3 protein-coding genes are annotated in these 13,067 nt (G+C 57.2%); 1 reads left to right on the top strand and 2 read right to left on the bottom strand.

Features of this window, described 5'->3' with window-relative positions; translation table 11 throughout:
* Positions 1 to 909 (top strand): LamG-like jellyroll fold domain-containing protein (locus RBB47_RS04745; protein ID WP_305984594.1); only part of this gene is annotated, 909 nt, incomplete at its 5' end.
* An 87-nt stretch (positions 910 to 996) separates the two neighbouring features.
* Here RBB47_RS04745 and RBB47_RS04740 read toward each other — a convergent pair.
* Positions 997 to 2,343, bottom strand: coding sequence for an APC family permease (locus RBB47_RS04740; protein WP_305984593.1), 1,347 nt, complete (start codon positions 2,341 to 2,343; stop codon positions 997 to 999).
* Positions 2,344 to 2,645: 302 nt separating this feature from the next.
* Positions 2,646 to 12,452 carry a VCBS domain-containing protein gene (locus RBB47_RS04735; RefSeq protein WP_371932734.1) on the bottom strand — a complete coding sequence of 3,269 codons (9,807 nt, stop codon included), beginning with the start codon at positions 12,450 to 12,452 and terminating at the stop codon, positions 2,646 to 2,648.
* Positions 12,453 to 13,067 lie beyond the last annotated feature (615 nt).

Genomic DNA, 13,067 nt, shown 5'->3' with positions numbered 1-13,067 from the left:
CGCGAGGAAGGCGATACCATCCTGATCGAGGGACACACCACCAAGGTCAGGTCCATCACCTATGGCGATGCCAATGGCGACGGCATTGTCGATCATTCCCTGATCTCGCTCTATTCCGACCAGGGCAGAGGCGGCGGAGCCCACAACAACGACGACCTGGGCACCATCACCGTCTATGGCGACTTCGTCACCCTGTCCGACATCTCCACAACGGCCAAGCCCGCCTACGGCATCGTGCGCTCGATCGCAGATATCGACGAGGCCATCAGGCCCATCGAGATGGGAACAGATCGCGGCGAGATCGCACCGCCGGACGATCTCCCCGGCGCCGACGACCTGCCCCTGCCCGGCGAGACCGCTCCCGTCTTTGCAATCGCGGGGGACCTGGAGCTCGACGGGAGCCGGGACGGACAGATCGCCATTGCCCATGCCGAAAACATGGAAATTGCCGAAGGGACAATCGCGTTCTCGTTCAAGGCCGACAAGATCAGTGGCTCGGCGGATGCCCTCTTTTCCAAGGACGCCAGCGGTTATGGAAATGGCGGCCACCTGACGGCCTGGGCAACGAAGAACGGCGACATCAAGGTTCGCTTCCAGGATGAAACCGGCTCAAAATGGCTAAAAGCCGAGGACGTCTTTGAAGTCGGGAAAGAGCACGAGTTCGCTTTCACATTCGGAGACGACGGCGCAGCTCTTTTCGTCGACGGTGTCGCTGTCGCCAGGGAGGACGACTTTGAGGCCGACTGGCTTGAAAACGAGGAATACCTAATGATCGGTGCGAACGGCTGGAGCAGCCCATCGGGCGAAATCGGCTGGACCAACGATCACTTTGACGGGGTCATCTCGGACTTTACGGTTCTGGATCGGCAGCTTGATGCGGAACAAATCGGCGGCGGATTGTTCGTATGATCCCTGCGCCTTCCTTGCCCGGCAAGGGAGGCGCACTTTTTTGTGCGTCTCGAATGTTCAAAGTGACGCGAAAACCACTTACCCTCGCTACGGCGCATCAGGAATGTCGCCGCGCTCAGGACCATCGACCCGATGCACAGACGGCGAAATCACGCGATTTGCCACTTTCCTGTAGATGATCTCAAAGATGAAAGAGACGGCAATCATGCCGACCAGGATCAACAGATGAGGACGCGTTGTTTCTACGCGCCAGACCTGCCAACACAACGCCAGCAGTGCCAAGCCGCATGCGGCCATGCCAAGCATTGAAATCCAGGCCCGGCTCCCGGTCTCTTTTGCACATCTGACATTGGCGTAGTTGACGGCAAGGAACACCAGCAGAAACCCGGCGCTGCCCATGGTCGCAATCGCATTGAGCGGCAGGAAGATCACCAGAACGAGCGCAGCAACGGCAAACAGGAACATACCTTCCAGAGGCTGTCCCCTGATCATGCGGTCCAGTTCTTTGGGCAGCTCTCCAGACTTTGCGATCGAATAGGTCAATCGTCCTGCACCGTAGAAGGTCGCATTGATGGCTGACGTGGTTGCCAGCAGGGCGGCGACGGTCACGATCACACCGATGGGGCCGAGAAAGCTGTGAGCGGCAACGGACAGAACATTGTCGGAGTTGGCCTTGATCTCTTTGAAATCGAGCTGGCCCAGAACCACAATGGTGATCAGCACATAAAGCAGGATCGTGATCAGAACGCCGCCAACATAGGCAATCGGCAGGGTTCGTTTTGGATCCTTGATGTCTTTCCCAGCATTGGCGATCAACTCGAACCCTTCATAGTTCAAGAAGATAATCATCGCTCCGGCCACGAGTTCGATCGGCGGGACATATTCAGAAGGCGTCATCCGGCTCCAGTCCAGCGGAATTGCCAGACCGGCCGCGATGAAGACAAGCAGGAGGCACATCTTTCCGGCATTGAAGAAATTCTCCGACCTGATGACCAGTTGCGTTCCGAACAGATTGACGACCACAAGCGCGACCAGAAGTCCGCTTGCCAGTGCCCTTGTGAGGAATTGGGAATGCTCGAACGGCAACAGGATGCTCGCGTAGCTGCCGAAGGCGTATGCATAGACGGCGAGAAGAACCGTGTAGCTCAGGGACAGGAGAATGTTGAGGGCACCTGAAAAGACCCCCTCCCCGAACCCTTTGATCAGAAAAGCGACGGTGCCGCCTTCGCATGGATATGTCAGCGTCAGACGCAGGTAGGAATAACTCGTCAACAGGGCCACGATGCCGGCGACAACGAAGGCGAGCGGTGCCGCGCCGCGGGTCAGCTCGATCGTGAGCCCCGTGACGGCGAAGATACCGCCGCCGACCATGCCGCCGATCCCGATCGAGAGCGCGGAAAACACCCCGATTTTCGCAGTCTCTTCAGCGGGCACTGAAATCCTCTCAGCTTTTTGCGCAACCCCGACGTTCGTGCACAGGTAAGGTGGCGTCTCGCCAGCAGCAGCAGCGGCAATCCACCAAGACCCGGCAACAGGTTACGGGCCTTTTCCCAATCTGAAAAGCGCGCAGCAGCAACTGTTCGGTGCGACAAAGACCTTGGAAAGAAAAGTGGCGCCGAGAGGCAGACGCATACCACCTGCTCGCAGGCTTTCAGTCCTGTGACATTGACAAGAAATCAGCGGCATCAGGCCGTCCTAACTAATCGCAAGATCGTTCGTACGGCCTGGGGCTCACGCTACATAAAGTTGAAATCGTCGCCGCCAAGAACGCCCGTGAAACCAGCCAAGCGGATCGTTTGACCGTTCCCAAAGTCGATGACGGTGCTGGTCCCGTCATCATCCAGGTCCGCGGTCACGCCAGCTGCAAGCGCCGCTCCGATATCTGCAAACCCAAAAGCGGCGAGGTCGATCGTGTCGATGCCTTGCTCAAAATCCTGGATGGTGTCGACCCCGTCACCAGAAGCGAAGACAAAGGTATCGCTGCCGCTGCCGCCTTCCAGGATATCATTTCCCAGCCCGCCGTTGATCGTGTCATTGCCCTCCAGACCGCAGATAAATTCGTTCTCGATACCTCCCTCGAGCGTATCGTCACCTGTCGTCCCCAGGATCTTGGGCGTGATGGATATGTCATCGATGAACAGAGCGGTCGGCGCGTTGTCGTCGAAGACACTCACAACGGCAAACTTTAGGGTCAGATCGCCCGACGGTCCGCCGAGCATTGCTTCTGTGATCGCAACCGGAAAATCATTGACCCAGCCGGTAAAGCCAATCGCGGGATCACCCGTCCCCTGGATCGTAAGATCGGGATCCATGCTGTTGATGCTTCCCAGGAGAACACCATTGGCAACGACATAGGCCGTGTCTCCCTGCTCGAGATCGTCGGTCAGGAAATAGTAATCCAGGGACAGAAGATCGCCTGCGTTCACGTTTTCGATCGTATAGGTTGCAGCCGAACCTCCAGTCAGTGCTTCCTTGCGATCGAAATCGGTTCCGACAACGTTTCCGGACCCGTCAAATATCGGATTAATAAACGTCCCGTCCGGAACACCGTTTGCATAGTCTTCATTGAACTGACGTTCGCTGAGCCGTCCCACAAACTGGATCGTGTCCTCAGCCGGCGTTGGGCCGGCAACAAACTGATAGATGTCGAACACCGGGGGTGTTTCTTCCAAGAGCTGTTCTTCCGTCACACCCAGGAAGGATGTCAATTCCGCGATTGTTCCTCCGCCGTCGGCGATTACCGAAAGAAATTTACCCCCTTCCGTGGGCTCGACCGTAACACCGCCAAAACTAAGGGTGGACAATACCGTGTCCGCAGGGACAGAACCGGGGTAGACGTTGAGCCCGGTCAAGTCGCCTTCGAATCCGAATTCGCGCGGGATTGGAACCACGACGGAAATGCTGAGTGACGTATCGTCTTCAGCCGTGTCGCCAAGTTCCGCATCGTCTACGACCACTGTGACATTGAAGCTTGGTTTCGTTGCCGCATTAAGCGGAACGCCCGCGCTCAGGAACAGTTCCGTGCCATCAATTTCGAACAGGCCCGCATCCAGGCCTGCCAAGGTCAGATCATTTGTACCCAGGGCGTCATCGCTTACGACAATGTCGGCAACCTTGATCCGACCCGCCGTGTTCGCGTTGGTCTGTGCAAGTTGGGTGGTGGTGTTCTGCAACGTAACCGTTGGCGCTTCGTTCACGTCCGTTAGTGCCAGGGTCAGCAGTTCGCGATCGTCAGGCGACGCTCCCAGCGATGCATCATCGACGTCCAACGCGATGCTGAAACCGGACTTTGTCTCGAAGTCGAGGGCAACGCCGGCTTTCAGAAACAATTCGCCATTCACGATTTCGAAGAAGTTTGCATCGAAACCGGCGACATAATCTCCAAGATCATCCAGTCCCAGCAACAGAAGGTCGTTTTGGCCGAGGGCGTCGTCTGTCACAGTGATGTCTGCGATCTTGATGGCGTCTGTCGTGTCCGTGTTCTCCGCAAGCTGCGTCACCACGTTCGACAAACTTACAGCCGGGGCCTCATTGACGTCGGTGATCGTCACGGTAAGGGAAGCGCTGTCGTCGGGACTGGAGCCAAGGCTGGCATCATCCACGTCAACTGTCACGTCGAAGCTGTTCTTGCTTTCGAAGTTAAGCAGCGTGTTCGCCTTCAGGAACAGCTCAGATCCGACAATCTCGAAAGCGCCTGCATCCGCGCCCGACAGCGAAAGCGCGTTGGTGCCAAGAGCGTCATCGCTCACCACTATGTCCGCAATCTTGAGAGGCAGGCTGGTATCCGCACCCTCTGCAATATTCGCGACAACATTCGTCAAAGCTACCGTCGGTGCCTCATTCACGTCTGTCACATTGATCGTAAAGGTTTGCTCAGACGTCGAGCCGTCGCTGGAGGTGGCCGTAATGACAACGTCCACCGTCGGAGACGTCTCCGTGTCAAGCGCGGCCGCATCCGCCAGGGTCACCACACCCGTGATCAGGTCGACATCAAAGCCCGGCGTCGAGGTGGTATAGGTCACCGTGTTATCGGTGGCATCGTCATCGCTTGCCGAAGCGGTCACACCCACCAGGGCGCCAACTGTGGCATCCTCGGCGACGGCGTTCACGGTGTCATCGATGTCTTCCACCACGCCGACGTCAAACTCGTTCAAGTCTGTGATGTCGATCGTGAAGGTCCGCGATGATGTCGACCCATCGGTCGAAGTTGCGGTAACCTCGAGGTCAATGGTCTGGCCTTCTTCAGCATCGAGATCGGCCCCGGTCGCAACTCGAACGATACCAAAGGCGTCGATGGTGAAGCGGTTATCGTCCACTGCATAGCTGACGCTGTCTCCAGCGTCCGCGTCTGTTGCAAGGGCCGTTATCCCGACAAGAGTGCCGGTGGCCGCATTTTCGTTGACCCTGTTCTGCGTGCCGTTGATATCGCTGACCGGTCCAACACTTGCGGTGTTCTGACCGATGACAGCGATCGTGAACGTCTCGCTGGAAGTTGAGTTGTCGGTGGACCTGGCCGTCACGACAATATCAATCGAGCCTTCGGCCTCCGCATCGAACGATACGCCGGATGCCACCCGCACGGTGCCGTCGCCATCCACGGTGAAGCGGGCATCGTCAACGGTGTAGGAAACCGTATCGGTGATATCCGGATCGGTGGCACTGGCCACGATGCCGACTGCTGTGCCTTCACCGGCGTCTTCAGCCACGGAGTTGGCGGCGGCATCCGTATCGGTGACCGCACCAACATCGTCCTCATCAACATCGGTGACATCGATGGTGAACGTCTCGTCGGACGTCGAGTTGTCGGTAGAGGTCGCCGTCACGACAATATCGATCGAAGCTTCGGTCTCCGCATCGAACGAAGCACCGTTTGCCACGCGCACGGTGCCGTCCGTATCCACGGTGAAGCGGGCATCGTCTACGGTGTAGGAGACCGTGTCGGTGATATCGGCATCGGTGGCGCTGGCCAAGATGCCGACAGCCGTACTTTCACCGGCGTCTTCAGCCACGGAGTTGGCGGTCGAATCCGTATCGGTGACGGCGCCGACATCGGCCTCATCAACATCTGTGACATCGATGGTGAACGTCTCGTCGGACGTCGAGTTGTCGGTGGAGGTCGCCGTCACGACAATATCGATCGAGGACTCGGTCTCCGCATCGAACGCAGCGCCGGATGCGACCCGCACGGTGCCGTCGCCATCCACGGTGAAGCGGACATCGTCAACGGTGTATGAGACCGTGTCGGTGATATCCGGATCGTTGGCACTGGCCACAATGCCGACTGCCGTGCCTACACCGGAGTTCTCTGCCACGGCGTTGGCGGCAACATCCGTATCGGTAACGGCGCCGACATCGTCCTCATCAACATCGGTGACATCAATGGTGAACGTCTCGCTGGACGTCGAGTTGTCGGTGGAGGTCGCCGTCACGACAATATCGATCGAGCCTTCGGTCTCCGCATCGAACGCAGCGCCGGTTGCGACCCGCACGGTGCCGTCGCCATCCACGGTGAAGCGGGCATCGTCAACGGTGTAGGAAACCGTGTCTGTGATATCGGCATCCGCAGCACTGGCCACGATACCGATGGTTGTGCCCTCACCTGCGTCTTCGGCGACGGCGTTGGCGGAAGCATTCGTATCGCTTACCGGGGTGATGTCGAACTCATCAAAATCAGTGACATCGATCGTGAAAGTCTCTTGCGAACTCGAGCCATCACTTGAAGTGGCCACCACAACGACATCCACCGTCGGGGCAGTCTCCGCATCAAGGTTCGCATCAGACGCCAGGGTCACCACGCCTGTGTTCGGATCGACATCAAAGCCCGGCGTCGATGTGGAATAGGTTACCGTATCGCCGGCATCCGCATCACTTGCAAACGCCGTCACGCCGACTGCCGTTCCTTCGCCTGCATTTTCCGCAACAGCATCCGCCGTGCTGTCCGCGTCGCTCACCGCGGAAACAACAGACTCGCTCACATCGGTGACAGCGATGGTGAAGGTCTGTTGCGAACTCGAGCCATCAGTCGAGGTGGCCACCACAACAACATCCACCGTCGGTGACGTTTCCGCATCGAGGTTCGCACCAGCTGCCAGCGTCACCACACCTGTGATCGGATCGACGTCAAAGCCCGGCGTCGACGTGGAATAGGTCACCGTATCGGTAACATCCAAATCATTTGCCTGCGCGGTCACGCCGACAGCCGCGCCTTCGCCTGCGTTCTCAGCCACAGAGTTGGTGGCGATATCCGTATCGCTGACCGGGGTGATATCGAACTCGTCAAAATCAGTGACATCGATCGTGAACGTCTCTTGCGAACTCGAACCGTCAGTGGAGTTGGCCGTCACCACAATTGCAATCGAGCCTTCGGTCTCCGCATCGAACGTCGCACCGGTTGCCACTCTCACGATGCCGTTGCCATCCACGGTGAAGCGGGCATCGTCAACGGTGTAGGAGACCGTGTCGGTGACATCGGCATCCGTGGCACTGGCCACGATGCCGACTGTTGTGCCCTCACCGGCATTCTCAGCAACGGAGTTGGCGGCGACATCCGTATCGCTGACCGGGGTGATGTCGAACTCGTCAAAATCAGTGACATCGATTGTGAACGTCTCGTCGGACGTCGAGTTGTCGGTGGAGGTCGCCGTCACGACAATATTGATCGAGCCTTCGGTCTCCGCATCGAACGACGCACCGTTTGCCACCCGAACGGTGCCGTCGCCATCTATGGTGAAGCGGGCATCGTCAACGCTGTAGGAGACCGTGTCGGTGATATCCGGATCGGTGGCGCTGGCCACAATGCCGACTGCCGTGGCTTCACCGGCGTTTTCCGCAACAGAGTTGGCAGCGATATCCGTATCGCTGACCGGGGTGATGTCGAACTCGTCAAAATCAGTGACATCGATGGTGAAGGTCTCTTGCGAGCTCGAACCGTCGGTGGAGTTGGCCGTCACCACAATTGCAATCGAGCCTTCGGTCTCCGCATCGAACGAAGCGCCGGTTGCGACCCGCACGGTACCGTCGGCATCCACGGTGAAGCGGGCGTCGTCAACGGTATAGGAGACCGTGTCGGTGATGTCGGCATCCGTGGCACTGGCGATGATGCCGATAGTTGTGCCCACACCAGCGTTCTCAACAACGGAGTTGGCGGTTGCATCCGTATCGCTGACCGGGGTGATGTCGAACTCGTCAAAGTCGCTGACATCGATCGTGAAAGTCTCTTGTGAGCTCGAACCATCGGTCGAGTTCGCCGTCACGGCAATCGCGATCGAGCCTTCGGTCTCCGCATCGAACGTGGCGCCGGTTGCCACCCGAACAGTGCCGTCGGCGTCCACGCTAAAGCGGGCATCGTCAACGCTGTAGGAGACCGTGTCGGTGATGTCGGCATCCGTGGCACTGGCCAAGATGCCGACAGCTGCACCTTCACCTGCATTTTCGGCCAAGGAGTTGGTAGTGATATCCGTATCGCTGACCGGGGTGACGTCGAACTCATCAACATCAGTTACATCGATCGTGAAGGTCTCTTGCGAGCTCGAACCGTCGGTGGAATTAGCCGTCACGACGATAGTGATCGAGCCTTCGGCCTCCGCATCGAACGAGGCGCCGGTTGCGACCCGCACGGTGCCGTCGCCATCTATGGTGAAGCGAGCATCGTCAACGGTATAGGAGACTGTGTCGGTGAGATTTGCATCCGTGGCGCTGGCCACAATGCCGACAGCCGCGCCTTCGCCTGCATTTTCCGCAACAGCATCCGCCGTGCTGTCCGCATCGCTCACCGGCCCGACGTCGGAGGGGAAAAAGGTCGAGGTCGCGACATCGCCATCTGCAAACCGCAGGATCTCAACGTTTGTAACTGTGTCAGTCCCATCAGGCGCATTGGGCCGCAGATCAGTAATTGTAAGGACCTGGCCCAGCGCGCTTATGTCATAGTCGCTTCGGACACCGGAAAAGACGGCCACATCAATTCCATCGCCCGCATCGAGGTCATCATCGCCGGCTCCGCCTTCGATCGTATCGTCGCCAAGCCCCGTTGTGACATCGTCATCGCCTGCGCCGGCATCGACTTCCACGGCAATTGCCGAGGTCAGATTGTTTTCGAACGCATCCTGCCCTGCTCCCAATTGGAAGACCAAGCTATCGGACGCTGCGTTCAGAGTTTCGATCCCAAGAATGGTGTCGAAACCGAACTGGTCTTTGTCGATCGTCGACGCTGCGTCACCAAGAACAACCGCAAGCTGGTTACCGTCTGGCGAAACACGGTAGTCGAACACGCTTCGGGTTGTGCCGGTAACGTCAATGGTGTCGTCGCCAAGTGAAGCAAGGGCTGTATCTATTTCACCGCCACCCAGGATCAGGTCGTCATCGCCCTCGCCTCCGTCGAGAATATCATTGCCTTCCCGTCCGTTCAGCAAATCATTGCCGGCGTCACCCAAGAGCGTCTCATTTGCAGCAGAACCCCGGATGGTGTCGTTCTCAAACGAACCCGTGATTTGTTCAATACCTGTCAGAGTGTGATTGAAGAAGAGGCTTGCCGGTTCGTCTACAGTGCCCCTCGCTGCAAAACCAAAAGCGTTCTCGCTTGCAACAGCAAGGTCCACATCGACGGCGCCGATCCCTTCGAAATTGAAGATGACGGCATCGAATCCGGACCCGCCCACAATGAGGTCGGTGCCGGCCAGGGGAACAAAAATCTCGTTTCCGGTGCCACCGTTAAAAATATCGTCTGCATCAGAGCCAATGATGCGGGCGACGTTCGTCAGCGTATCGGTGCCGAACTCCGCTCCGGTGACGGTGCCACTGACCCGTGCTCCATCATTGCTGGTGTAATTGATGCCGGGCCGAGGGACTTGCTGGAGCTCCAGTCCGGAATAGACGGCGGACACAAAGCCGTTGTCAACGACAATCTCATCGTCACCGGAACCGGCTTCGATGGTCAGGGCCAGGTCCGGATTGTCGATGTCAAAGGTAATTTCATTGTTGAAATCGCCAAGTCTGAACGCCAGGAAACCCGAGTCGATGTCAAGGCTGCCGATCCCCTGGATCGTGTCCGTCCCGAACGTGTCCGAGCTTCCAACGACCCCCTTCAGAACCGCGCCGGTTCCATCTGAAATGGTAATGCCGAGGTCAAGATCGAGGGGCGCGCCGGTGTAGTCAAACGTGGTGCTCGTGCTGCCAGTCACATCGATTACGTCGTCACCCGGTGAAACCAGCACAGTGTTGTTACCGGCACCGACAACAATCGTATCGGCATCGTTGGCGCCGTCCTCTGGAGCAACATTGCCGCCCCCATCCAGGATATCGTCCCCCTCGCCCCCAATAATGACGTCATTGCCGAGGTTCCCCGTCAGGGTGTCGTTGCCACCTAACCCGATGATGGTGTTGTTGCCCGCATCCCCTTCAAAGGTGTCATCAATCTCCGTACCGACAAAATTCCCGGTCGAGCTACCGTCGACATCCCCAACCTGGTCCGATGCTTCGTCAACAGCGTCTCCGAAGCCGTTGTTCAGATTCTCAAGGCCCTGCGAGACGGCCCCGGCGTCCGCCGAGCTTTCAAGCTCCTGCGCTGCTTCGCCCTGCGCGACAATTGCCACTTGAGTGATTTGCGTTAAGGCTTCGCCTGGATCGGTCGTCCCCTCGATGAACTCGACAGCCTCGATTTCAGTATTGCCCTGGGCAACAAGGCTGCTGGCTGTGTCGACCACATCTTGAGCAACGTCGATAGGATCGTCGGCGGCATTCTCGGCCGTGTTTGAGATCACGGACTCAATCGTCGTCTCGTTTTCGAGCGAGCTGCCTGGTTCGCTCAGTGCAAGCGCCAAACCTTCAAAAGCCGATTGAATGCTGGCGCTCTCGCCCAAGGAACCGCCGCTTGCACCGTCAACAATTGCGGCAACCTGAACAACAGTGTTCTGCACTTTGACCTGCGCGGCCAGCAGATCGACGCCCTCCGCGTCGTCGGACGCCGCCAGTTGCACCGGGTCGACACTCGTCAGGTCCAGATCCGGCAAGCCCAGAGCAGCCTTGAGGTCCGCTTCTGCCTCGGTGAAATCGGGCGATCCGGGATTAGCCTGTTCGGCAAAAGCCATTATCAAGGTCGTGAGAGGGGTCAGAACGGAAGACCCCTCCGGCGCACGTAATGTGCCTTGAAACACAAGACCCGTCGAAATATCTGTGCCGCCAAAGAGCACAAGATCACCGGACCCGCCGTTAAGCGTGTACTCGCCATTGATATCGGTGGTTGCCGAGGCCTCCCCATCGTCCAGCACACCGTTGCCGTTGGTATCGGCAAAAACCGTTGCGCCCGCGATATAACCATCAACGGCCCTGCCGGTTTCAATGTCGTTCTGTCCATCAATGGTGATCGTGACCGAGGTGGTGGCAGTACCGTCGATCGATGTCACTGCAAAGCTTTCGCTCAGGGTTGCACCGGCGGCCAGGTCCTGGACCGCCGGATTGGCGTTGTCGAGCTGATATGTCCAGCTGCCATCTTCCTGGATGGAAAATGTTCCATACGAGCCGGCGGTATCTGTTTGTGCCTCGACGCGACCCTCATCGGTGTCCAGATCGGAAACCTCGAGTTTCCCGCTGGCGGTCAGGGTACCGTCTTCTTGCACCAGCCCGGTTTCCGAGCCGCTAATTTGAGCAGCATCGTTGACGCCAAGAACGGTAACCGTCGTGGTCGCCGTATCCAAAAAGCCCTGATCGTCAATGATTTCATAGGAAAATGAGAGTGTGGCGGCCTGCCCAGCTTTCAGGAAATCGAACAGCCCGGCCGGATTGAACGCGACCGATTTCCCGTCTTCTGTGATCTCCAGCCTTTCAGCGAGTGCCGAGACTTCCAGACCCTCGGAAGAGTTCACATCAAACAAGCGCGTTATCGTCAAGGCATCCCGATCGGACTGCAGGTCGCCGGCATCTCCCAGAAGGTCGGCATCATTGGCCAAGACGTCCAGTGTCAGAGGTGTATCTTCGTCCGCAGTCAGGAAATCATCTGATGCAACGACAGGAGCGATGATCTGAACGTCTTCGAACCTTCGGATGTCCAAACCTAGGACTTCAGACTTGAATTTCTTAATTTTTCCCGCGTCAAGATTGGCAAAAAGCCGCGCAATTTCCGCAAGGATCCGATCGTCACGAGTTTCTTCAACCGACAGTACGATTTGAAGTGTGTCGAAGCCGCGCCCTCCCTGATACCAGGAAAAACCACCGTCGCTTACCACGTGAATCGCGGTGTCGTCGCCCGCGCCCAGATTGACGGTGTTGCGCCCGCCACCTGCGTTGACCGTGTCGTCGCCTCGGCCAGTGGCAATTACGTCTCGACCGTTTCCAGATGAGACAATGTCATCGCCCCTGCCGGTCACGATCCTGTTGTTGCCATCACCTGCATCAATCGTGTTGTCACCCCAGGGCGCAATGATCACGTCGTTCCCGGAACCAGTCTCAACATTTAGACCGGATCCGACTATCAGTTTGTTTTTGTGTGAAGTATTCGCTGCTGAGTGTGAGGGAAAACAAAAATAAAAGTCACCACCAAACCAATTCCGCATTCACCCCTCCCCAAGGGAAGCACCATCGTAAAGCCGACAGGCAATGACAGCCGGCACCGATGATCCTCACAAATCTATTTCGATAAATGCCCAATCGTTTGGCCATCTATGCACACAACACTTGCGCTCCCATACGGAATGTAAGCGCATTCATCTCAATTTTTCCGGAGCTTAGGCAAACATTTCGGCGATGGAAAGTAGGAAGTGCTTAAACTTTTTATTAATATTAAATTAGGTAATTAATATCATTGTTAAAAATACTTAAATCTACGTCTGACACTTGCTTCTCGTCCTTGAATGTTGCGTGCTGACAGCATTGTACAAGCGGGCCTTGGTTTGCCGGCGCACTCCGGTTGCCACCAACACGACTCGATAACGAAGTCCGAATTAAGCTTCTGATGTATTTGGCAAAAATCCCAAGTTAGTAGCTTGGACCGGAACACGCGCGGCACCAGGCCTGTTTTGGATTGCACCCACACTGATTTTGCAAAACGGAGACAAACGCAAGCGGTTGATCACGATCCACAGAAGAACGCGACAAGCGTTTGACAAAAGTGGATAAGGTCCTGTGTTCGCGACGGAAGTGGGCTCGATGAACCTTCGATTTTGAGACTA

This window comes from Roseibium sp. MMSF_3544, assembly GCF_030732845.1.
GTDB lineage: Bacteria > Pseudomonadota > Alphaproteobacteria > Rhizobiales > Stappiaceae > Roseibium.
This window is presented reverse-complemented; position numbering and strand designations above follow the sequence as displayed.

Bases quoted from the DNA above. Each gene is read 5' to 3' on its own strand.
- RBB47_RS04735 (WP_371932734.1), bottom strand. From the start codon at position 12,452: ATGCGGAATTGGTTTGGTGGTGACTTTTATTTTTGTTTTCCCTCACAC.